The organism is Streptomyces sp. NPDC126499, from assembly GCF_040302485.1.
Lineage (GTDB): Bacteria > Actinomycetota > Actinomycetes > Streptomycetales > Streptomycetaceae > Streptomyces.
The window spans coordinates 53,609-73,632 of the sequence record NZ_JBEOUO010000033.1 but is presented as its reverse complement, the minus strand read 5'-3'; the positions used below and the strand labels follow the sequence as shown (position 1 = coordinate 73,632).

The 20,024-nt window shown below is 70.8% G+C and carries 22 protein-coding genes and 1 riboswitch; of the genes, 16 read left to right on the top strand and 6 right to left on the bottom strand.

Going from position 1 to position 20,024, the window contains the following annotated elements; all coding sequences use genetic code 11:
• The coding region (locus tag ABTZ91_RS32185; RefSeq protein ID WP_352080761.1) for an RDD family protein at positions 1-697 on the top strand (697 nt) is incomplete at its 5' end.
• Positions 698-801: 104 nt separating this feature from the next.
• The gene (locus ABTZ91_RS32180; RefSeq protein WP_352080760.1) at positions 802-1,482 is read left to right on the top strand and encodes an RDD family protein; all 681 of its coding nucleotides are present in this window, start codon (positions 802-804) and stop codon (positions 1,480-1,482) included.
• A 15-nt stretch (positions 1,483-1,497) separates the two neighbouring features.
• Here the strand turns inward: ABTZ91_RS32180 and ABTZ91_RS32175 are convergent, their stop codons facing one another.
• Positions 1,498-1,779 carry a hypothetical protein gene (locus tag ABTZ91_RS32175; protein WP_352080759.1) on the bottom strand — a complete coding sequence of 94 codons (282 nt, stop codon included), beginning with the start codon at positions 1,777-1,779 and terminating at the stop codon, positions 1,498-1,500.
• Between the two features lie 331 nt (positions 1,780-2,110).
• Here ABTZ91_RS32175 and ABTZ91_RS32170 point away from each other — a divergent pair, with 331 nt between their 5' ends.
• Both ABTZ91_RS32170 and ABTZ91_RS32165 read left to right on the top strand, forming a co-directional pair.
• On the top strand, positions 2,111-4,519 hold the full coding sequence (locus tag ABTZ91_RS32170; RefSeq protein ID WP_352080758.1) for an immune inhibitor A domain-containing protein: 2,409 nt from the start codon (positions 2,111-2,113) through the stop codon (positions 4,517-4,519).
• 144 nt (positions 4,520-4,663) lie between these two features.
• Positions 4,664-4,969 carry a hypothetical protein gene (locus ABTZ91_RS32165; RefSeq protein WP_352080757.1) on the top strand — a complete coding sequence of 102 codons (306 nt, stop codon included), beginning with the start codon at positions 4,664-4,666 and terminating at the stop codon, positions 4,967-4,969.
• A gap of 129 nt (positions 4,970-5,098) precedes the next feature.
• On the opposite strand, the gene ABTZ91_RS32160 is transcribed toward ABTZ91_RS32165, so the two are convergent.
• A complete protein-coding gene (locus ABTZ91_RS32160; protein ID WP_352080756.1) occupies positions 5,099-5,692 on the bottom strand; it encodes an isochorismatase family protein in 594 nt (197 codons plus the stop codon).
• Between the two features lie 136 nt (positions 5,693-5,828).
• Positions 5,829-7,157, bottom strand: a complete 1,329-nt coding sequence (locus ABTZ91_RS32155) for a nicotinate phosphoribosyltransferase (RefSeq protein ID WP_352080755.1) — start codon at positions 7,155-7,157, stop codon at positions 5,829-5,831.
• A gap of 126 nt (positions 7,158-7,283) precedes the next feature.
• On the opposite strand from ABTZ91_RS32155, the gene clpS reads away from it, so the two are divergent.
• The 10 genes from clpS to ABTZ91_RS32105 all read left to right on the top strand — a co-directional run bounded on the left by clpS (position 7,284) and on the right by ABTZ91_RS32105 (position 15,180).
• Complete coding sequence (gene clpS / locus ABTZ91_RS32150) at positions 7,284-7,589, top strand: ATP-dependent Clp protease adapter ClpS (RefSeq protein ID WP_352080754.1); 306 nt, start codon at positions 7,284-7,286, stop codon at positions 7,587-7,589.
• The gene (locus ABTZ91_RS32145) at positions 7,589-8,173 is read left to right on the top strand and encodes a DUF2017 domain-containing protein (RefSeq protein WP_352080753.1); all 585 of its coding nucleotides are present in this window, start codon (positions 7,589-7,591) and stop codon (positions 8,171-8,173) included. Before clpS ends, ABTZ91_RS32145 begins: the two co-directional genes overlap by 1 nt.
• 329 nt (positions 8,174-8,502) lie before the next feature.
• A complete protein-coding gene (locus ABTZ91_RS32140; protein ID WP_352080752.1) occupies positions 8,503-9,930 on the top strand; it encodes an amino acid permease in 1,428 nt (475 codons plus the stop codon).
• 121 nt (positions 9,931-10,051) lie between these two features.
• Positions 10,052-10,477 carry a M67 family metallopeptidase gene (locus tag ABTZ91_RS32135; RefSeq protein WP_352080751.1) on the top strand — a complete coding sequence of 142 codons (426 nt, stop codon included), beginning with the start codon at positions 10,052-10,054 and terminating at the stop codon, positions 10,475-10,477.
• A 67-nt stretch (positions 10,478-10,544) separates the two neighbouring features.
• A riboswitch (cobalamin riboswitch) is annotated at positions 10,545-10,616 on the top strand.
• A 59-nt stretch (positions 10,617-10,675) separates the two neighbouring features.
• Positions 10,676-11,653 (top strand): ABC transporter substrate-binding protein, encoded by a 978-nt coding sequence (locus tag ABTZ91_RS32130; RefSeq protein WP_352080750.1) that lies wholly within the window; start codon positions 10,676-10,678, stop codon positions 11,651-11,653.
• Positions 11,650-12,681 carry an iron ABC transporter permease gene (locus ABTZ91_RS32125; protein WP_352080749.1) on the top strand — a complete coding sequence of 344 codons (1,032 nt, stop codon included), beginning with the start codon at positions 11,650-11,652 and terminating at the stop codon, positions 12,679-12,681. The genes ABTZ91_RS32130 and ABTZ91_RS32125 overlap by 4 nt, the downstream gene beginning before the upstream one ends.
• Before the next feature lie 248 nt (positions 12,682-12,929).
• Positions 12,930-13,673, top strand: coding sequence for an ABC transporter ATP-binding protein (locus ABTZ91_RS32120; protein ID WP_352080767.1), 744 nt, complete (start codon positions 12,930-12,932; stop codon positions 13,671-13,673).
• A 44-nt stretch (positions 13,674-13,717) separates the two neighbouring features.
• Entirely contained in the window at positions 13,718-13,834 is a 117-nt protein-coding gene (locus tag ABTZ91_RS32115; RefSeq protein ID WP_352080748.1) for a putative leader peptide, read from the top strand.
• 102 nt (positions 13,835-13,936) lie between these two features.
• Positions 13,937-14,215, top strand: coding sequence for a MoaD/ThiS family protein (locus ABTZ91_RS32110; RefSeq protein WP_352080747.1), 279 nt, complete (start codon positions 13,937-13,939; stop codon positions 14,213-14,215).
• A 14-nt stretch (positions 14,216-14,229) separates the two neighbouring features.
• Positions 14,230-15,180: a cysteine synthase gene (locus ABTZ91_RS32105; RefSeq protein ID WP_352080746.1), complete on the top strand. Its 951-nt coding sequence runs from the start codon at positions 14,230-14,232 to the stop codon at positions 15,178-15,180.
• Between the two features lie 35 nt (positions 15,181-15,215).
• Here ABTZ91_RS32105 and ABTZ91_RS32100 read toward each other — a convergent pair whose 3' ends face one another.
• Entirely contained in the window at positions 15,216-15,689 is a 474-nt protein-coding gene (locus ABTZ91_RS32100; RefSeq protein WP_352080745.1) for a type II toxin-antitoxin system PemK/MazF family toxin, read from the bottom strand.
• Between the two features lie 200 nt (positions 15,690-15,889).
• On the opposite strand from ABTZ91_RS32100, the gene ABTZ91_RS32095 reads away from it, so the two are divergent.
• Positions 15,890-16,642 (top strand): MBL fold metallo-hydrolase, encoded by a 753-nt coding sequence (locus ABTZ91_RS32095; protein ID WP_352080744.1) that lies wholly within the window; start codon positions 15,890-15,892, stop codon positions 16,640-16,642.
• A 63-nt stretch (positions 16,643-16,705) separates the two neighbouring features.
• Here ABTZ91_RS32095 and ABTZ91_RS32090 read toward each other — a convergent pair whose 3' ends face one another.
• On the bottom strand, positions 16,706-17,971 hold the full coding sequence (locus ABTZ91_RS32090; RefSeq protein ID WP_352080743.1) for a PTS transporter subunit EIIC: 1,266 nt from the start codon (positions 17,969-17,971) through the stop codon (positions 16,706-16,708).
• A 246-nt stretch (positions 17,972-18,217) separates the two neighbouring features.
• Positions 18,218-19,519, bottom strand: a complete 1,302-nt coding sequence (locus tag ABTZ91_RS32085) for a PTS transporter subunit EIIC (protein ID WP_352080742.1) — start codon at positions 19,517-19,519, stop codon at positions 18,218-18,220.
• A 229-nt stretch (positions 19,520-19,748) separates the two neighbouring features.
• On the opposite strand from ABTZ91_RS32085, the gene ABTZ91_RS32080 reads away from it, so the two are divergent.
• Positions 19,749-19,982 (top strand): PTS glucose/sucrose transporter subunit IIB, encoded by a 234-nt coding sequence (locus ABTZ91_RS32080; RefSeq protein WP_345487976.1) that lies wholly within the window; start codon positions 19,749-19,751, stop codon positions 19,980-19,982.
• Positions 19,983-20,024 lie beyond the last annotated feature (42 nt).

Here is a 20,024-nt window from a genome sequence, read left to right as displayed (position 1 = left end):
AGCTGCGCGGCCAGATCGTGGTGGCCTACACGGTGGTACGGGACGGGGTGCCGCGCGACGCGGGCACGGCGACGGCGCTGCGGTCCTTCGTCCGGCCCCCGGCCTCGCCCCCAACCTCGCTCCCGACCCCGCCGCGCAGGACGCCGCGCAGCCGGTGCTCCCCTGGAAGCCGGTGGCCGAGGACCCGTTCCTGTCGGCGGCCCGGGCGCAGGCGGCGGCGCGGCCGGCCGGGTTGGGGCGGCGGCTCGCGGCCCGGCTCGTCGACACGCTCGTGCTCGGCGCGGCGGTCGGCGCCGTGTCGTACCCCTTCATCAGCGCCGCGCTCACCCACATCAACGACAAGATCGAGGCCGCCAAGCAGTCCGGCGTCACCGTACAGGTGTGGCTGGTCGACTCGACGACCTCCGTGCAGTTCGGCATCGCGCTGGCCGCCTTCCTCGTGCTCGGCGCGCTCTACGAGGCGCTGCCCACCGCCAAGTGGGGCCGGACCCTCGGCAAGAAGCTGTGCGGGATCGAGGTGCGGGACATCGAGGCCCACGAGCCGCCGACCTTCGGCGCCGCGCTGCGCCGCTGGCTGGTCTACGGCGTCCTCGGGCTGCTCGCCGTCGGGGTGGTCAACGTGCTGTGGTGCCTGTTCGACCGGCCCTGGCGGCAGTGCTGGCACGACAAGGCGGCCCGTACCTTCGTCGCCCGCTAGGTACGCACGCCCTGCGGGGACCCGCCCGGGCCGTCCCGCCGGGCCGTCCCTCGAACGGGGGGCGATTCCTTGCGGGGGCCCGGGCCCCGGGGTGCACTGCCCCCATGAGCAACGATCAGCCGCCGCCGCCCCCGGGTCAGCCGCCCGAGGACGATCCGTTCCGCAAAAGGCCCCAGGAACCGCCCCCTCCGGGCGGCCCGCCCCCGGGCGGTCCGTCTCCCGGCAGCCCCTACGGCTCGCCGTACGACAGCGCACCGCCCCCGCCCTACGGTGGTTACGGAGGGGGCTACGGCGGCACCGATCCGCTCGCCGGGATGCCGCCGCTCGCCGAGTCGGGGCGGCGCATCGCCGCCCGGATCATCGACTGGCTGATCATCGCCATCCCGCTCGCGATCATCGGCATCCCGTTCAAGGTGTACGAACGGGCCGGGGACGAGAACGACTTCGGTGACACCGTCAACAGCCTCAACGGCGGCGGCCAGCTGGTCTTCCAGCTGATCACCATCGTCGCGTACGTCGCCTACGACACCGTCATGACGGCGAAGAACGGCCAGACCCTCGGCAAGAAGCTGATGAAGCTGCGGGTCGCCATGCTCAACGACGGCTCCACGCCGCCGATGAACACCTCCCTCATCCGCGCGATCGTGCTCTGGCTGCCCGCGCTGATCTGTTGCGCCTGTCTGTGGCCGCTGCTGATCCTGATCCTGATCCTGGTGGACAAGCCGTACAAGCAGGGCCTTCACGACAAGGCGGCCAAGACCGTGGTGGTGTCCGTGCCGCAGTGACGGGTCCTCAGCGGCTCACGAACCGGTCCGGGTGTCGGCCCCCGCCCCCACGGGCGCGGCCGGCACCCGGACCGCGCTGTGCGCGCGATCCGGGGAGCCGGTGGCGACCGGGGTCTTGACGTGTCTCGTGCGGACCGGCATCGTCACCGCCACCAGCACACCGAGCATCAGGCCGGCGGCGCAGACCGCCGCGATGCCGAGCGTCGTGGTCGTGCCGGAGAGCAGCAGCAGGGCGACGGTCGAGAGCACGACGGTGGCCGAACCGTAGGCGAGCTGTGCGGCGTTCGGTCGCTGCATGGCGGATACCGTCCCTCGGGCGCGTGGCGACTGGCGACTCTACGACGGTGGATGCCCGAGGGGAACCGGCGGTAAGCGTGACCTTACCCACGGCTCCGGTGCACGGGGGGCGCAGGGGCGCACGGCCGTCGCAGCCCACGGCCCCGGAAATTGGTTCGACGTTCGACTATCGGAAATCCACTCCCGCATAGTGCAGTTGGCCTGTCCAAGTCAAGATCTGTCTTTTCTGCTTCATCTCCGGTCGAATGTCGTCACTTGTGACGCGCGAACCCGCCGAGCGGACACCCCACCACCGGTCCGCGGCGAGGAGCGCCGGGGAGGACAGATCCAAGTGACCATCAGACGACGGGCCATCAGAGCGTCCGCGGTCGTCGTGGCGCTCGCGGCCACCGCCGCCACCGCCTCGACCTTCAGCACCGCGTGGGCCGACGACCACTCGGGCGCGCCCACGACCGCTCCGCGGGCCGTGGACAAGCTCACGGTCGACCACGACCTCGAGGGTCCGTTCAGCAAGCAGCAGGAGCAGCAGCGCAAGGCCGCCATCGAGCAGGTGCTGAGCGGCGAGTCCAAGGTCGAGCGCCGCAACGGCTCCCAGGTCGTCAAGCTCGACAGCAAGAAGTACGTCGAGCTCGGCCGCGAGAAGACCGACAAGATCTTCACCATCCTCGTCGAGTTCGGCGACCAGGTCGACACCACGACCCTGGTCGACCGCAAGGACGACGACACCACCGAGCTGAAGCCGAAGTACGGCGGCACGCCGGGCCCGCTGCACAACCAGATAGCCAAGCCCGACCGCTCGAAGGACAACTCGACGGCCTGGCAGGAGGACTACGACCAGCAGCACTTCCAGGACCTGTACTTCGGCACCGGCAAGGACGCCTTCGGCCGGCCGAAGCAGTCCCTGAAGACCTACTACGAGAAGACCTCCTCCGGCCGCTACTCGGTCGACGGCCAGGTCTCCGACTGGGTCAAGCTCCCCTACAACGAGGCCCGCTACGGCTCCAACTACTGCGGCCAGTCCAACTGCGCCAACGTGTGGGACACGGTCCGCGACGGCGTCACCGCCTGGGTCGCCGACCAGAAGGCCAAGGGCAAGACGGACGCCGAGATCAAGTCCACGCTGGCCCAGTACGACCTGTGGGACCGCTACGACTTCGACGCCGACGGCAACTTCAACGAGCCCGACGGCTACATCGACCACTTCCAGCTCGTGCACGCGGGCGAGGACGAGTCGGCCGGCGGCGGCGCCCAGGGCGGCGACGCCCTGTGGGCCCACCGCTGGTACGCGTACGGCACCAACGCGGGCAAGACCGGCCCCGAGAACAACAAGGCCGGCGGCACCCAGATCGGCGACACCGGCATCTGGGTCGGCGACTACACCGTGCAGCCGGAGAACGGCGGCCTCGGCGTCTTCGCCCACGAGTACGGCCACGACCTCGGTCTGCCGGACCACTACGACACCGCGGGCGGCGAGAACTCGACCGGCTACTGGACGCTGATGTCGTCCGGTTCCTGGCTCGGCACCGGCAAGGACGCCATCGGCGACCTGCCCGGCGACATGACCTCGTGGGACAAGCTCCAGCTCGGCTGGCTCAACTACGCCAAGGTCAACGACTGGCAGCGCGGGACGAAGACCACCCACAAGCTGGGCGTGTCCGAGTACAACACCAAGAACCCGCAGGCGCTCCTCGTCGAGCTGCCGAAGAAGGCCGTCACCACCGACGTCGTCGCCCCCGCCGAGGGCGCCACCCAGTGGTGGAGCGACATGGGTGACGACCTCAAGAACACCCTGACCCGCTCCGTCGACCTGACCGGCAAGAGCTCCGCCTCCCTGGAGCTCCAGGGCTGGTACGACATCGAGCTGGACTACGACTACCTCTACACCGAGGTGTCGACGGACGGCGGCGCCAACTGGACGGCCGTGGACGGCACCGCCAACGGCAAGCCGATCCCGCGCGACGCGTCCGGCGCCCCGGCGCTCACCGACGTCTCCGGCGCGTACCAGAAGCTCGTCTACGACCTGAACGCCTACGCGGGCAAGAAGTTCGACCTGCGCTTCCGCTACCAGACGGACGGCGGCGCGGGCGGCAAGGGCTTCGCGGCCGACGCCATCACCCTGACCGCCGACGGCGCCACCGTCTTCTCGGACAACGCCGAGAACGGTGCCAACGGCTGGACCGCCAAGGGCTTCCAGCGCATCGGCAAGGGCTTCACCAAGGAGTACGAGCAGTACTACATCGCGGAGAACCGCCAGTACGTGTCGTACGACAAGACCCTCAAGGTCGGCCCGTACAACTTCGGCTTCACCGGTGACAAGGCCAGCTGGGTCGAGCACTACCCGTACCAGACCGGTCTGCTGATCTGGAAGTGGGACCTGTCCCAGAAGGACAACAACACCTCCCAGCACCCGGGCGCCGGCCTTCTGCTCCCGATCGACGCCCACCCGAGCCCGCTGAAGTGGCGTGACGGCACCCTGATGCGCAACCGCGTCCAGGCGTACGACTCGCCCTTCGGCCTCACCCGCACCGACGGCTTCCAGCTGCACAAGGCGGGCGAGCCGACCTGGGTCCCGTCGCAGGCCGGCAACCCGGTCTTCGACGACCGCAAGGGCGTGTACTGGTTCGCCGAGACCCCGCGCGCGGGCGTCCAGGTTACTGACACCAACACCAAGATCCAGGTGCTCAAGGAAGCCAAGGACGGCTCGACGATCACCGTCCAGGTGGGTCCGTCGACGAAGTAACGACGAGATTTTCTGAATCGTCGCAGGTCACAGCATGATCGGCCGTCGCCCTCTAGCGGGCGGCGGCCGATCGTGTTTAGGTGCGTCTTACGGCCTCGGCCGCCCGACCTTATTGACAGTCGTTCCACGGGGGAGTGGTTCCGCATGCCCAACGGAGGGTTCTGCAGACTGCCGGGAGGCAGTGTCGTCGTCGCCATAGGACTGCCCAGCCCGGCCGGCGACGGGGCCACCGTCCGCTTCCTGGTGCACGCGGCGAACCGGGCCCGCGCCCTGACCCGCCTGCGGAACCTCGGACTGCGGGCCGTCTACCTCCGCGGCAACACCGAGCCGCCCACCCCCGACGAGATCACGGCCGTCCTTCACCACCCGGACGGCCTGCTGTGGCGCTCCACGCCCGGCCACGCCCAGGAGCTGTGGCATCCGATACGGACGCTCCCGAGGGCCGTCTGAGCCGCCCGGGCGGTCCGGGGCGGCCTGAAAGCCCGTCCGGGGCGGCCTGAAGCCGGTCCGGGACCGCCCGAAGCCCGTCCGGGCCGCCCGAAGCCGGTCCGGGGCCGCCCGAAGCCCTGGGCCGGTGCGTCAGCCCGCCACGACCGGCTTGCCGGTCAGCTCCACACCCGCCGCGCGCAGCTCCTCCAGGGCCCGGTCGGTGGTCTCCTTGGACACCCCGGCCGTCAGGTCGAGCAGCACATGGGTGCGGAAGCCCTCGCGGGCCGCGTCCAGGGCCGTCGCCCGCACGCAGTGGTCGGTGGCGATGCCGACCACGTCGACCTCGGTGACCTTGCGGGCGCGCAGCCACTCGGCCAGCGTGCTGCCGTTCTCGTCCCGCCCCTCGAAGCCGCTGTACGCGGCCGCGTAGGCGCCCTTGTCGAAGACCGCGTCGACGGCGCCGCTGGCGACGACCGGCGCGAAGTTCGGGTGGAAGCCGACCCCCTCGGTGCCCGCCACGCAGTGCCGCGGCCAGGAGTCCACGTAGTCCGGGTGGTCCGAGAAGTGGCCGCCCGGGTCGACGTGGTGGTCACGGGTGGCGACCACGTGCTGGTAGGCGGCGCCGCCCGCCGCCCCCACCAGCTCGGTGACGGCGGCGGCGACGTCCGCGCCCCCCGCCACCGCGAGGCTGCCGCCCTCGCAGAAGTCGTTCTGTACGTCCACAACGATCAGTGCGCGGTGCATGGCGGGTGTCCTTCGCGAGCGGGTGGTCGGGGTCGGGTTCGAGCCTAGAGACTTCCCCCTCCCCGGGGGAGGGGGCGCTCTGGGGCGTGACGCCTCCTCCGGGGGGCGTCGCGCGTACTCCGCGAGGCGTCAGGCGTCACACGTACTCGGTCGGCAGGACCGGCTCGCCCCGCGACAGCTGGATCGCCGACATCGGCAGCCCGGCGCGGGCCGCGATGTGCCGGGTCCTGGCCGCCTCCAGGGGTTCGCGGGCGACCACGTCGCCGCCCTTGACCAGCTCGACCAGGAGCTGGCGGTCGACGAGGGCGGCCGGGACGGGGCCGGTGCCGACGACCTCGGCCTCGGCGATCCCGTCGGCGTCCACCCGGCGGGCGGCCCACTTGCGTCCGCCGACGGAGGCCTTGCCGCCCACCGACTTCTTCGCCACCGGCACCAGCGGCGCCTTCGGATCGGCCGAGGAGGCACGGGCGACCAGCTTGTAGACCATCGAGCAGGTCGGGTGACCGCTGCCGGTGACCAGCTGGGTGCCCACCCCGTACGCGTCGACCGGCGCGGCCGCGAGCGAGGCGATGGCGTACTCGTCGAGGTCGGAGGTCACCACGATCCGCGTGTCGGTCGCGCCCAGCTCGTCGAGCTGCTGCCGCACCCGGTGGGCGACGAGCAGCAGGTCGCCGGAGTCGATCCGGACCGCCCCGAGCCCGGTCCCGGCCACCTCGACGGCGGTACGGACGGCCTCGGCGACGTCGTAGGTGTCCACGAGCAGGGTGGTGCCGCCGCCCAGCGAGTCGACCTGGGCCCGGAAGGCGTCGCGCTCGGTGTCGTGCAGCAGGGTGAAGGCGTGGGCGGAGGTGCCGACGGTCGGGATGCCGTAGCGGAAGCCGGCCGCCAGGTCGGAGGTGGAGTCGAAGCCGCCCACGTAGGCGGCCCGCGAGGAGGCGACGGCGGCGAGTTCGTGGGTGCGCCGGGCGCCCATCTCGATCAGCCGGCGGCCGCCCGCGGCGGCCGACATGCGGGACGCGGCCGCGGCGATGGCCGAGTCGTGGTTGAGGATGGACAGGATCACGGTCTCCAGGAGCACGCACTCGGCGAAGGAGCCCTCGACCCGCAGGATCGGCGAGCCGGGGAAGTACACCTCGCCCTCGGGGTAGCCCCAGATGTCGCCGGAGAAGCGGTAGCGCCCGAGCCACTGGAGGGTCGGCTCGTCGACGATGCCCCGCTCGCGCAGGAAGCCGAGCACGGCCGGGTCGAAGCGGAAGTTCTCGACGGCGTCCAGGACCCGCCCGATGCCCGCCACCACGCCGTAGCGCCGCCCCTCGGGCAGCCGGCGGGTGAAGACCTCGAAGACGGACCTGCGGTCCGCCGTCCCGGCCCTGAGGGCCGCCTGGAGCATGGTCAGCTCGTACTGGTCGGTGAAGAGCGCGGTCGACGGCACGTCCACCGGCAGCCCAAGGTCCGCAGCGTTCATGTGAGGATGCTACCGCAGTATTCGTCACTTTGACGAATAGGCCGGTGGGCTGTGCGGCGCCCGGCCCGCGGCGGGCGGACGGCCCCGTTTGTGCGGCGGGCCGGTCGGGGTGGCAGCATGGGGTAAGTGAGCGTTGCGCCTATCGAGATCGAACGGACCGAATCGGCCGAGGAGGTCTCCGCCGTCGTCGAACCCGACGTGCCGTGGGTGACCCTCGTCCACAACGATCCGGTCAACCTGATGAGCTATGTCACCTACGTCTTCCAGGCGTACTTCGGCTACTCCAAGGACAAGGCGCACAAGCTGATGCTCGACGTGCACAACAAGGGCCGCGCGGTGGTCTCCAGCGGTACCCGCGAGGAGATGGAACGGGACGTGCAGGCGATGCACGGCTACGGACTGTGGGCGACCCTGTCGCAGGACCGCGGCTGATGGCGGGGCACTTCGAGGCGCTGCCGGGCGGCGGCGCGGCGGTCGCGCTCGACGAGGTCGAGATCTCCATCCTGCGCTCCCTCGCCGTCCAGCTCATGGAGCTGATCGGCCCCGGTGACGAGCCCGTCGAGGGTGAGGACCCGCTGGCCGCGCTCTTCGCCGAGGGCCCGAGCGAACCGCCCTCCGACCCGGCGCTGCGCCGGCTGTTCCCCGACGCCTACGGGGACGACACCGACGAGCTGCGGCAGGCCGCCGCCGACTTCCGCCGCTTCACCGAGAACGACCTGCGGGCCCGCAAGCGCGAGGACGCGCTGACCGTGGTCCGTACCCTCGACGCGGTCGCCTCCGCCGCGGCCGGCGAGGGCGGCGGGGTCCTCAAGCTCACCGCGGACGAGTCCCGCTGCTGGCTCGGCGCGCTCAACGACCTGCGGCTGACGATCGGCACCCGGCTCGACGTCAAGGACGACGACGAGAGCGAGCGCCTGTACCGGCTGCCGGACAGTGACCCGCGCAAGCCCATGGTGATGGCCTACCTCTGGCTCGGCGGGCTCCAGGAGTCGCTCGTCGGCACCCTGATGCCGTAACGAGGGCCGGCCCACCCCGGGCACGTTCGCTCAGCGGACGCTCAAATCCGCATAACGAATGCGTCACCAAAGGATCCACCTTTGCCGTGTTGGGTCCTTTTTGTCCGCCTTTTCGTGTGGTGTGGGCCACAAACACCCCCGTCGATCACCGTGGACGCCGTGATAGATCTTCACGACCACCCGGGGACGCCACCCCTGTCCCCGGGGGCGCTTCGACCGGCTGACCGCCGGTGGCACTCCATCCACATCCGGGGGGATCAGGACCTGATCCGCAGCACACACGGCCCAGCGGCCGGCGCGCGGATCAGCATGGAGAAAGGCGCACCACCATGACCTCAGTGCAGGTCGACAAGCAGCACGACGGCACCGACGGGGCCGTGGACGGCGGCGAGGGCTACCAGCGTGGCCTCGGCGCCCGGCAGATCCAGATGATCGCGATCGGCGGCGCCATCGGCACCGGCCTCTTCCTCGGCGCGGGCAAGGCCATCGCCAAGGCCGGCCCCAGCCTGATCCTCGCCTACGCCATCGCGGGCCTGGTCATCTTCTTCATCATGCGGGCGCTCGGCGAACTCCTCATGTACCGCCCGGTGTCCGGCTCCTTCTCGGAGTACGCGCGCGAGTTCATCGGCCCCTTCGCGGGCTTCGTGACCGGCTGGACGTACTGGCTCTTCTGGGTCGTCACCGGCATCACCGAGGTCACCGCCGCGGCCACCTACATGACGTACTGGTGGAACATCCCGCAGTGGATCTCCGCCCTCGTCTTCACCGTGATCCTCTACGGCGCCAACCTGATCTCCGTGAAGCTCTTCGGTGAGCTGGAGTTCTGGTTCTCCATGGTCAAGGTCACCGCCATCATCGGCATGATCCTGATCTGCGCCGGCATCCTCACCGTCGGCTTCTCCGACGCCGCCGAGACCGCCTCCGTCGCCAACCTCTGGAACGACCGCGGCTTCTTCCCGAACGGCATCGGCAACACGCTGATGACGCTCCAGATCGTGATGTTCGCCTTCCTCGCGGTCGAGCTGGTCGGCGTCACCGCCGGCGAGTCCAAGGACCCGAAGACCGTCCTGCCCAAGGCCATCAACACCGTGCCGTGGCGCATCGCCGTCTTCTACGTCGGCGCGCTGATCATGATCCTCTCGGTCGTGCCGTGGTCCGAGTTCAAGCCCGGCGTCTCCCCGTTCGTCGCGGCCTTCGAGAAGATGGGCCTCGGCGTCGGCGCCGCCATCGTCAACTTCGTCGTCCTGACCGCCGCCCTGTCCTCCTGCAACTCGGGCATGTACTCCACCGGCCGCATGCTGCGCGACCTCGCGCTCAACGGCCAGGGCCCGAAGGTCTTCACGCGGCTCACCAAGAACGGCACCCCGCTGCTCGGCCTGACCTTCTCCGCCGCCCTGATGCTCGTCGGCGTCTGGATCAACTACGTCGCCCCGGGCAAGGCCTTCGAGTACGTCGTCTCCTTCGCGACCATCTCCGGCATGTGGGCCTGGATCATGATCCTGGTCTGCCAGATCCGCTACCGCGCCAAGGCGAACCGCGGCGAGCTGCCCGAGTCCAGCTTCAAGGCCCCGGGCGCCCCCTGGACCAGCTGGTTCGCGCTGCTGTTCATCGGCATGGTCATCGTCATGATGGGCATCGACGAGGGCGCCCGCGTCTCGCTCTACTGCGCGCCGCTGTGGGGCCTGATCCTCGCCGTCTCCTACCTGGTGCTCAAGGCCCGCAACCCCGAGGGCGCCGCCTTCGCCAAGCGGTCCTAGCCGCTCCGGCCGACACCTCGGCCGGCACTCCGACGGCACCTGTGACCTGCACGGTCTCAGCATCCGGGCCGCTTCGTACCAACCTTCGGTACGGGGCGGCCCGTCTGCTTATCCTGTCGTCATGCTGACCATCACCCGGGCCCTGTACGACCAGATCGTGGAACACTCCCGCGCGGACCACCCCGACGAGGCCTGCGGCGTGGTCGCCGGTCCGGTCGGCAGCGGCCGCCCCGAGCGCTTCATCCCCATGCTGAACGCGGCGCGCTCGCCCACCTTCTACGAGTTCGACTCCGGCGACCTGCTGAAGCTCTACCGCGAGATGGACGACCGGGACGAGGAACCCGTGATCATCTACCACTCGCACACGGCGACCGAGGCCTACCCGTCCCGTACGGACATCTCCTACGCCAACGAGCCGAACGCCCACTACGTCCTCGTCTCCACCGCCGACACCGACGGCGCCGGACCCTTCCAGTTCCGCTCGTACACGATCGTCGACGGCGTCGTGGAGGAGGAAGAGGTCAGGATCGTCGAGGCGTACGAGTGAACGACCCGTCCGCGTGAACGGCCGGGCGCGCGTGCGACACTGAGCGCGACCAACGGGCGGCAGGACCCAGGAAGCCGGTGCGAATCCGGCGCGGTCCCGCCACTGTGACCGCCCCCTCGGGGGCGCGAGCCAGGAACTGACCTGCCGCCTCTCACCACCGACCGGGGACGAGGAAATCCCCGTCAGGAGGCCACCGCCATGTCCTGGCGCCGCACCGTGCTGACCGCCGCCGCACTGCTGCCCCTGCTCGCCGCCTGCTCCGCACCGGCCGCCGGGCCCACCGCGAAGCCCGCCCCCGGCTTCCCGTACACCGTCACCAACTGCGGCGTGACGACCACCTACCAGGCCCCGCCGAAGCGCGCGGTGACCATGAACCAGCACGTCACCGAGATCATGCTCGCCCTCGGCCTGCACAAGTCCCTGGCCGGCACCGCCTACCTGGACGACGCGGTCCTGCCCGCCTACAAGAAGGCGTACGACTCCGTCCCCGTCCTCGCCAAGGAGTACCCCTCCAAGGAGGCACTGCTCGCCGCGAACCCCGACTTCGTGTACGGCGGCTACTCCTCCGCCTTCGACGCCAAGGCCGGACGGAGCCGCGACGACCTGAAGCGCTCCGGCATCGCCACCCGCCTCAACACCGAGTACTGCCCCTCCGGCGCCCCCTCCTTCGACGACCTCTACCGCGAGGTGACCGAGGTCGGCCGCACCTTCGGCGTGCCCGACCGGGCCGAACGCTGGACCCGCGAGGCCCGCGCCCGCGTCGCCGCCACGGAGAAGCGCCTGGCGGGCACCGCCCCCGTCTCCGTCTTCGTCTACGACAGCGGCGACAAGACCGCGTTCACCGCCGGCGGCAAGGGCATCGGCAACGAGCTGATCACCCGCGCCGGCGGCCGCAACGTCTTCGCCGACCTCGGCAAGGCCTTCGGCGACGCCGGCTGGGAACAGGTCGTCGCCCGCAAGCCCGACGTCATCCTCATCTACGACTACGGCTCCACCACCGTCGAACAGAAGAAGAAGCGCCTCCTCGACGACCCCGCCCTGCGCGAGGTCCCCGCCGTGAAGAACCGCCGCTTCGCCGTCCTGCCGCTGTCCGACACCGTCCTCGGCGTCCGGGTCCCCGCCGCCGTCGACAAGCTGGCCGCCCAGCTGCACCCGGCCGCCGCCACCGCCCCGTGAAGCGCGCCGCGACGGGCCGCGTCCGCCACCCGGCCGTCCTCGCCGGGCTGCTCCTGGCGCTCGGCGCGGCCGTCCTGGCCTCGCTGGCGCTCGGCTCCGTCCGCATCCCGCCCGGCCAGGTGCTCGACGCGCTGACCGGGCGGGCCGGACCCTCCCCGTACCGGACGATCGTCCTCGACGTCCGGCTGCCCCGGGTACTGCTCGGCGCGGTCGTCGGCGCCGGACTCGCCGTCGTCGGCGCCGTCCTGCAGGCCCTGGTCCGCAACCGGCTCGCCGACCCCTTCCTGCTCGGGATCTCCTCCGGCGCCTCCGCCGGAGCCGTGCTCGTCCTGGTCGTCGGCATCGGCGGCGGCGTCACCACCACCGTCGCCCTGCCCTCCGGCGCCTTCGCCGGCGCGCTGCTCGCCCTCGTCCTCGTCTACGCCCTCGCCCGCCGCGGCGGCACCATGACCGGCGCCCGCCTGGTCCTCGCCGGCGTGGCCGTCTCCTACATCCTGTCCGCCCTCACCACCCTGCTCCTGGTCGTCGCCGGGCGGCCCGAGCAGTTCCAGGAGGCCCTGTTCTGGTCCCTCGGCGGCCTCGGCAGCGCCCGCTGGGACAGCCTCCTGCTGCCGCTCGCCGTCGTCGCCGCCGGCACCGGCCTCCTGATCGCCCTCGCCCGGCCGCTCGACCTGCTCCTCGTCGGCGAGGAGGGCGCGGTCGTCCTCGGCCTGGACGCGGCCCGCTTCCGCGCCGCCGTCTTCGTCCTCGCCTCCCTCGTCACCGCCGTCCTCGTCGCCGCCAGCGGCGCCGTCGGCTTCGTCGGCCTGATGGTCCCGCACGCCGCCCGCATGGCCGTCGGCGCCCCGCACCGCCGCCTGCTGCCGGTCGCCGCCCTCGGCGGGGCGCTCGCCCTGGTCCTGGCCGACCTCGCCGCCCGCACCGTCGCCGCGCCCCAGGACATCCCCGTCGGCGTCCTCACCGCCCTGACCGGCGGCCCGTTCCTGCTCTGGCTGATGCGCCGCCGCCCGGAAGGAGCGACCGCGTGAACCGGCGTACGAGCGGGAGCGGCGACCGCGTGAGCACCACCTCGCCCGAGAGCACCGGCCGCGTGAGCACCACCTCGCCCGAGAGCACCGGCCCCGCGAGCACCACCTCGCCCGAGAGCACCGGCCCCGCGAGCCGACGCGTACCCGAGGCCGACGGTCCCGCGAGCCGACGCGCGCCCGAGGCCGACGGTCCCGCGCGCCGCCGCCCGCCCGAACTCCGCGTCGAAGGGCTCGGCTACGAGGACCGGCTGCACGGTGCCGACCTCGTCGTCCGGCCCGGCGAGACCGTCGGCCTCGTCGGCCCCAACGGCAGCGGCAAGAGCACCCTCCTGCGCTGCGTCTACGGCACCCTCGCCCCCACCACCGGCCGCGCCCTGCTCGACGGCGACGACCTCCACGCGATCGGCCCCCGGGAGCGGGCCCGCCGGGTGGCCACCGTGCCGCAGGAGAGCGCCACCGAGTTCGAGCTCACCGTCCGCGAACTCGTCGCCCTCGGCCGCTCCCCGCACAAGCGCTTCTGGGAGGGCGACACGGCACGGGACCGCGCCCTCGCGGACCGGGCCCTGGCCCGGGTCGGCCTCGCCGACCTCGCCGAGCGGCCCTACCCCGACCTCTCCGGCGGCGAACGGCAGCGCGCCCTGGTCGCCCGCGCCCTCGTCCAGGACCCCGCCCTGCTCGTCCTCGACGAGCCCACCAACCACCTGGACATCCGCTACCAGCTGGAAATCCTCGCCCTCGTCCGCGACTTGGGCACCACCAACCTCCTCGCGCTGCACGACCTCACCCTCGCCGCGGCCCACTGCGACCGCCTCTACGTCCTGAAGCGGGGGCGCGTGGTCGCCGAAGGCCCGCCCGCCGAGGTGCTCACGCCGGCCCTGCTCGCCACCGTCTACGGCGTGGAAGCCGAGGTCATCCCGCATCCGCGCACCAGCAGCCCGCTCGTCGTCTACCTGCCCCGTCCGCGCCTTGAGCAGGATCTGTCCGTCATGTGAGATCACATTCCGGAACCCGGACCGGGAATCGATACGATGACCGCATGGTTTCCCACGACGTGAGCGAAGAGGCGCCGGGCACACCCCTGCTCGTGGCGCGGCTGCACGTCGACCTGTGCCGCCTCGCCAGCGCGATGTGTCCGCCGCGCGCTGCTCGCTGAACGACCGGCTCGAGCGCACCTCCAGCACGACCCCCCTTCCGCGCGGGGGCCCCAGCCGCGCGCCCACCACGTCACTCCGCCCTTCCGACAGGAGCCCACGTCATGGCCATCGAGGTCCGCATCCCGACCATCCTCCGCACCTACACCGACGGCGCCAAGGCCGTCGAGGGCAGCGGTGAGACCCTCGCCGAGCTCTTCGCCGACCTGGAGTCCCGCCACACCGGGATCGAGGCCCGCATCGTCGACGGCGACAAGCTCCGCCGCTTCGTCAACGTCTACCTGAACGACGAGGACGTCCGCTTCCTCGACGGCATCGACACCAAGCTCACCGACGGCGACAACGTCACGATCCTGCCGGCCGTCGCCGGCGGCATGGTCTGAGCGGTCCGATCCGCATGCGCTACGACTCCCCGCTGGCGGCGGTCGGCAACACGCCCCTCGTCCGGCTGCCCCGGCTCTCCCCGTCGGACGACGTCCGCATCTGGGCCAAGCTGGAGGACCGCAACCCCACCGGCTCGGTCAAGGACCGCCCCGCGCTCCACATGATCGAGCAGGCCGAGAAGGACGGCCGGCTCACCCCCGGCTGCACCATCCTCGAACCCACCAGCGGCAACACGGGCATCTCCCTCGCCATGGCGGCCAGGCTCAAGGGCTACCGCATCGTCTGCGTCATGCCGGAGAACACCAGCGAGGAGCGCCGCCAGCTGCTCACCATGTGGGGCGCCGAGATCATCTCGTCCCCCGCGGCCGGCGGCTCCAACACGGCCGTACGCGTCGCCAAGGAGCTCGCCGGACAGCACCCGGACTGGGTCATGCTCTACCAGTACGGCAACCCGGACAACGCGGGCGCCCACTACGCCACCACCGGCCCCGAGATCCTCGCCGACCTGCCCTCGATCACCCACTTCGTCGCCGGGCTCGGCACCACCGGCACCCTCATGGGCGTCGGCCGCTACCTGCGCGAGCACAAGCCCGACGTGAAGATCGTCGCCGCGGAGCCCCGCTACGACGACCTGGTCTACGGCCTGCGCAACCTCGACGAGGGCTTCGTCCCCGAGCTCTACGACGCCTCCGTCCTCACCACCCGCTTCTCGGTCGGCTCGGCCGACGCCGTCACCCGCACCCGCGAACTCCTCCAGCAGGAGGGAATCTTCGCGGGCGTCTCCACCGGCGCCGCCCTGCACGCCGCCATCGGGGTCGGCAGGAAGGCGCTCAAGGCGGGCGAGAGCGCCGACATCGTCTTCCTCGTCGCCGACGGCGGCTGGAAGTACCTGTCCACCGGCCTCTACACCGCGGCCACCACCGAGGAGGCCATCGCCACGGTCCAGGACCAGCTCTGGGCCTGAGCCCGAGCCCGGGTCCCGACCCGTAAGGCGGCCGATCAGCGCGCCAGATGGCGGACCTGGTCCCACACCACCGGGTCCGCCGTCCCCACCTTCCGGCGGAACTCCCACACCGGCACGTCCCGCAGCTCGTCCGTCTCCAGGAAGCTCGGACGGCCCTGGGCGTCCCCCACCGCGCCCGGCGGCAGCGCGATCACACCCGGCCGCTCGTCGTGGTACTTGCTGGTGATCTTCGCGACCAGCGCACTGTCCCCGCGCAGCGCCAGCACCAGGCACGGCCGGTCCTTCGAGCCCGGCCCGTCCTCGTACGGCACGTCGGCCCACCAGATCTCGCCCGCCCGCGGCAGCCGCTCCGGCACCCGCCCCGGCGCCCGGCCCCGCGGACCCGGCCGGACCGGCGGACGGGTCCGCCCGGCGGGGCGGCGCCCCGAACGGCGCCACCCGTCGGCGAGCGCCACCACCAGCGCGAGCACCACCACCGCGACCAGCGCGGGCCACCACGACGTGTCCATACCTCAAGAAGGTACCGTCGCGCCCGCCACTCGGCCGGGACGCCCCGCCATCCATCCGAACCGGTGACAGAGCCCGTGAGTTCGCCCACAACGGGCCGCCACGGAGGAGCGACAGGCGGCCACGCACCGTACGCTCGACCCACCGCACGACCTCCCCCCTCAGCGCGCATTCCGCACCCGTCCACGGAGGTTCACGCTCCATGAAGCTCACCGTCGTCGGCTGCTCCGGGTCGTTCCCGTCCGCGGAATCGGCCTGTTCGAGCTACCTCGTAGAGGCCGACGGCTTCCGGCTGCTCCTCGACATGGGCAACGGCGCCCTCGGCGAGCTGCAGCGCCACATCGGTCTGTACGACCTCGACGCGATCTTCCTCAGCCATCTGCACGCCGACCACTGCATCGACATGTGCGGCTATTTCGTGGCCCGCTACTACCGCCACGAGGGCGGCCGCTGCGACGCGATCCCGGTCTTCGCCCCCGAGGGCGCGGAACAGCGGCTGACCACGGCGTACGCGGACACGCCGTCGCCGGACGCCATGGGCGAGGTCTTCGACTTCCAGACGCTGACGTCCGGCACCTTCGAGGTGGGCCCGTTCACCGTCCGTACGGAGAAGGTCTGCCATCCGGTGGAGGCGTACGGCATCCGGATCGAGCACGCCGGCCGCACGCTCACCTACTCGGGTGACACCGGTGTCTGCGACGCCCTCGACGAGCTCGCGCGGGGCGCGGACCTCTTCCTGTGCGAGGCCTCCTTCACCCACGGCAAGGAGGACATCCCGGCCCTCCACCTCAACGGCCGCGAGGCCGGCGCCCACGCTGCCCGCGCCGGGGTGGGCCGTCTCGTCCTGACCCACATCCCGCCGTGGACGGACGGCGAGCGCAACCTGGCGGACGCGCGCGAGGTGTTCCCGGGGCCGGCGGAGCTGGCGTACGCGGGCGCGGTCTACGAGATCTGAAACGGCACGGCGAAGGCCCCCGGAACCTGGTTCCGGGGGCCTTCCCTCGTACGGGGGTGAGGCTCACGCCTTGGTGAGGTCCTCGACCTCCTCCTCGGGCTCGCGGCCCGGGGTGGGGAGGTTGAACTTGGTGATCGCGAAGCGGAAGACCACGTAGTAGATCGCCGCGAAGACCAGGCCGATGGGGATGATCAGCCAGGGCTTGGTCGCGAGGTTCCAGTTCAGGCCGTAGTCGATCAGACCGGCCGAGAAGGTGAAGCCGGCGTGGACGCCGAGGGCCCAGGTGACGGCCATGGACACGGCGGTCAGGACGGCGTGGATCGCGTACAGGACGGGCGCGATGAACATGAACGAGAACTCGATCGGCTCGGTGACACCGGTGACGAACGAGGTCAGCGCGAGCGAGATCATCATGCCCGTCACGGCCTTGCGGCGCTCGGGGCGGGCGGAGTGCGCGATGGCCAGGGCGGCGGCCGGCAGACCGAACATCATGATCGGGAAGAAGCCCGACATGAAGAGTCCGGCGTCCGGGTCACCTGCGAAGAAGCGGTTGAGGTCGCCGTGGACGACCTCGCCGGCGGCGTTGGTGAAGTCGCCGATCTGGAACCACGAGACGGTGTTGACGAACTGGTGCATGCCGACGGGGATCAGCGCGCGGTTGATCAGGCCGAAGAGACCGGCGCCACCGGCACCGAGGCCGGTCATCCACTCGCCGAAGCTGGAGATGCCCTCGCCGATCGGCTCCCAGACCAGGCCGAAGAAGACGCCGACGGCCGTGCCGACGAAGGCCATGATGATCGGGACGAGCCGGCGGCCGTTGAAGAAGCCGAGCCAGTCGACCAGCTTGGTGCGGTGGAACTTCTGCCACAGCACGGCCGCGATCAGACCCATGAGGATGCCGCCGAGGACACCGGGGTTGTTGTAGGTCGCGGCGACGTCGACACCCTTGTTGGCGGTGGTGTTGACGACGGCCTCGGTGACCGGGAAGGCCTTCAGCACGTTGCTGTAGACCAGGAAGCCGACGAGCGCGGCGAGGGCGGTGGAGCCGTCGGCCTTCTTGGCGAAGCCGATGGCCACGCCGATGCAGAAGAGCAGCGGCAGGTTGTCGAAGACCGCGCCACCGGCGGTGGCGAACACCGAGGCGACCTTGCCCCAGCCGAGGCCGTCGGCGCCGAACACGTCGGGCTGGCCGAGACGGAGCAAGATACCCGCGGCCGGCAGTACGGCGATCGGCAGCTGCAGGCTGCGACCGACCTTCTGCAGGCCCTGGAACAGGCCGGATCCGCGCTTCTTCGCGGGAGCGGCGGCCTGGGCGGTGGCCGTACTCATCAACTTCCTCCAGTAGGCAAGGCGCCGCCAGAGGACAGGGAAAAGGGGGTGACGGCGGCGTCTCGGGAACGCGGTGGTCTGGACCGCGTGGTCTACACCAATAAGTGGTGTAGACCTGTTGTAGCACGGGAGACTTAGATAAGGAACCTGTGAATTCTGTGCACTGAGCCATAGCCGCCCGGCGGACAGCGCAGGGCCCCCGGACCGGAGGTCCGAGGGCCCTGTGGGAGGGGGCAGGGGGCGGGCTCACGCCTTGGTCGTGTCCCGGTCCATCTCCTCCTCCACCTCCTCCGGCTCACGGCCCGGCGTCGGAAGGTCGAACTTGGTGATCGCGAAGCGGAAGATCACGTAGTAGAGGACCGCGAAACCCAGGCCGATCGGAATGATCAGCCACGGCTTCGTCGCCAGATTCCAGTTGATCAGATAGTCGATCAGACCCGCCGAGAAGCTGAAGCCGTCCTTCACGCCGAGCGCCCACGTCACCGCCATCGACACACCGGTCAGCACCGCGTGGATCGCGTAGAGCACCGGCGCGATGAAGAGGAACGAATACTCGATCGGCTCCGTGATCCCGGTGACGAACGACGTCAGCGCCACCGACAGCATCATGCCGCCCACCCGCTTGCGGTGCTGCGGCCGCGCGCAGTGCGTGATCGCCAGCGCCGCCGCCGGCAGGGCGAACATCATGATCGGGAAGAAACCCGTGGTGAACTGGCCCGCCTCCGGGTCACCCGCCAGGAACATGCTGATGTCACCGTGGACCGTACTGCCGTCCGGCTTGGTGTACGAACCGAACTGGAACCAGATCGGCACGTTCAGGAACTGGTGCAGACCGATCACAAGCAGCGCCCGGTTCGCCACCCCGAAGATGCCCGAACCCCAGGCACCCAGCCCCACCAGCCAGTCGCTGAAACTCTCCAGCGCGTCACCGATCGGCGGCCAGATCCACAGACACAGCGCGGCGAAGACGATGCCGACGAACGCCATGATGATCGGGACCAGCCGGCGGCCGTTGAAGAAGCCCAGCCAGTCGACCAGCTTCGTGCGGTGGAACCGCTGCCAGAGATAGGCGGCCAGCAGACCCATGACGATGCCGCCGAAGACACCCGGATTCTGATACGTGTAACCGGCGAAGGCGTCGTCCGCGCCCAGACAACCGCCACCCACGTCCCTCGTCCCCGTCGGACAGTCCTTCGGGAACTGGCGCAGCACCGTGTAATAGACGAGGAAGCCGACCACCGCGGCCAGCGCGGTCGAACCGTCCGCCTTCTTCGCCATGCCGATGGCCACGCCGATGCAGAACAGCAACGGCAGACCCAGACTGCCGTCGAGCAGCGCGCCACCCGCACCCGACATCACCTTGGCGACGTTGTCCCAGCCCAGACCATCGGCACCGAAGACATCCGGCTGGCCGAGCCGGTTGATGATGCCCGCGGCCGGCAGCACGGCGATGGGCAGCTGGAGACTGCGCCCCATCTTCTGCAGCCCCTGGAAGAAACCGCCCCACATCGACTTCTTCGGTGGGGCGGCGGCACTTGCGCTGCTCATCGGCGTCCTCCCTGGGCCTGCGGACGGGTGCTGGGGGCGTACTGCGGACGAATGCTGCGATGCACTGGTGTAGACCAGTTGCGGTAGGCTCGCGGAGGCCGCCGAGGGCAGGCCGCCGGTGATCGTCATCATTCGACAGAACGGCGGTATGCGCTCGCGAGGTTGGGCCAACCGTGGGTTACCGTGACACAGCGGACCATCGGCGCGCAGAACGGACAGGGAGAGACATATGGCCAGCAAGGCTGAGAAGATCGTCGCCGGCCTCGGCGGCATCGACAACATCGAAGAGGTCGAAGGCTGCATCACCCGCCTCCGCACCGAAGTCGTCGACCCCGCCCTCGTCGACGAGGCCGCCCTGAAGGCCGCCGGCGCCCACGGCGTCGTCAAGATGGGCACCGCCATCCAGGTCGTCATCGGCACCGACGCCGACCCCATCGCCGCCGACATCGAAGACATGATGTGAGCAGCTGACACCAGCCGACGAGGGGCCCGTTCCGGCAGGGGA

Excerpts from the sequence above, each read along its gene's own strand:
- ABTZ91_RS32090 (WP_352080743.1), bottom strand. The coding sequence starts at position 17,971 with ATGAGTACGGCCACCGCCCAGGCCGCCGCTCCCGCGAAGAAGCGCGGA.
- ABTZ91_RS32130 (WP_352080750.1), top strand. The coding sequence starts at position 10,676 with ATGTCCTGGCGCCGCACCGTGCTGACCGCCGCCGCACTGCTGCCCCTG.
- ABTZ91_RS32135 (WP_352080751.1), top strand. The coding sequence starts at position 10,052 with ATGCTGACCATCACCCGGGCCCTGTACGACCAGATCGTGGAACACTCC.
- ABTZ91_RS32175 (WP_352080759.1), bottom strand. The coding sequence starts at position 1,779 with ATGCAGCGACCGAACGCCGCACAGCTCGCCTACGGTTCGGCCACCGTC.
- ABTZ91_RS32155 (WP_352080755.1), bottom strand. The coding sequence starts at position 7,157 with ATGAACGCTGCGGACCTTGGGCTGCCGGTGGACGTGCCGTCGACCGCG.
- ABTZ91_RS32110 (WP_352080747.1), top strand. The coding sequence starts at position 13,937 with ATGGCCATCGAGGTCCGCATCCCGACCATCCTCCGCACCTACACCGAC.
- ABTZ91_RS32165 (WP_352080757.1), top strand. The coding sequence starts at position 4,664 with ATGCCCAACGGAGGGTTCTGCAGACTGCCGGGAGGCAGTGTCGTCGTC.
- ABTZ91_RS32145 (WP_352080753.1), top strand. The coding sequence starts at position 7,589 with ATGGCGGGGCACTTCGAGGCGCTGCCGGGCGGCGGCGCGGCGGTCGCG.
- ABTZ91_RS32085 (WP_352080742.1), bottom strand. The coding sequence starts at position 19,519 with ATGAGCAGCGCAAGTGCCGCCGCCCCACCGAAGAAGTCGATGTGGGGC.
- ABTZ91_RS32180 (WP_352080760.1), top strand. The coding sequence starts at position 802 with ATGAGCAACGATCAGCCGCCGCCGCCCCCGGGTCAGCCGCCCGAGGAC.
- ABTZ91_RS32105 (WP_352080746.1), top strand. The coding sequence starts at position 14,230 with ATGCGCTACGACTCCCCGCTGGCGGCGGTCGGCAACACGCCCCTCGTC.
- ABTZ91_RS32100 (WP_352080745.1), bottom strand. The coding sequence starts at position 15,689 with ATGGACACGTCGTGGTGGCCCGCGCTGGTCGCGGTGGTGGTGCTCGCG.
- ABTZ91_RS32160 (WP_352080756.1), bottom strand. The coding sequence starts at position 5,692 with ATGCACCGCGCACTGATCGTTGTGGACGTACAGAACGACTTCTGCGAG.
- ABTZ91_RS32080 (WP_345487976.1), top strand. The coding sequence starts at position 19,749 with ATGGCCAGCAAGGCTGAGAAGATCGTCGCCGGCCTCGGCGGCATCGAC.
- ABTZ91_RS32115 (WP_352080748.1), top strand. The coding sequence starts at position 13,718 with ATGGTTTCCCACGACGTGAGCGAAGAGGCGCCGGGCACACCCCTGCTC.
- ABTZ91_RS32095 (WP_352080744.1), top strand. The coding sequence starts at position 15,890 with ATGAAGCTCACCGTCGTCGGCTGCTCCGGGTCGTTCCCGTCCGCGGAA.
- ABTZ91_RS32140 (WP_352080752.1), top strand. The coding sequence starts at position 8,503 with ATGACCTCAGTGCAGGTCGACAAGCAGCACGACGGCACCGACGGGGCC.